The following is a 373-nucleotide window of genomic DNA, read 5'->3' as shown; positions in this document are numbered from 1 at the left end:
ATCTTTAGTTATTTAAAATATAAATAAAAGTAATCAAATATAGTAAAATCCACTTATGAAAAGGAAGTGAGTACATTTGAAAAATAATAACTATAAACCAAATGAATTTGCAGAATTAATTAATGTATCAGTTAGAACATTGCAAAGATGGGATAACGAAGGAATATTAAAAGCATTTAGAACACCAACAAATAGGAGATATTATACTTATGAGCAATACAAAGAAAATATAAGAAAAAGATAAAGGAAGATGAAGAAGTTGAAAAAAGCATACAAAATAGAAATTAAACCAACAGAAGAACAGATAACTAAAATTCATAAAACTATTGGTGTAAGTAGGTTTATATACAATTTTTATATTGCTCATAATAAA

General features: G+C 23.3%; 1 protein-coding gene and 1 pseudogene. Both read left to right on the top strand.

Features of this window, described 5'->3' with window-relative positions:
* Window positions 1–76 precede the first annotated feature (76 nt).
* Window positions 77–273, top strand: a pseudogene (locus tag C1715_RS20365) (MerR family DNA-binding transcriptional regulator); the annotation flags it as partial.
* A partial coding sequence (locus tag C1715_RS20360; RefSeq protein WP_146005378.1) for a helix-turn-helix domain-containing protein occupies window positions 260–373 on the top strand: 114 nt, incomplete at its 3' end. The pseudogene C1715_RS20365 and the gene C1715_RS20360, both read left to right, overlap by 14 nt.

This window comes from Haloimpatiens massiliensis, from assembly GCF_900184255.1.
GTDB lineage: Bacteria > Bacillota > Clostridia > Clostridiales > Clostridiaceae > Haloimpatiens > Haloimpatiens massiliensis.
Note: the sequence above shows the minus strand (reverse complement) of the source record. Positions and strands in the feature narration are given on the sequence as shown.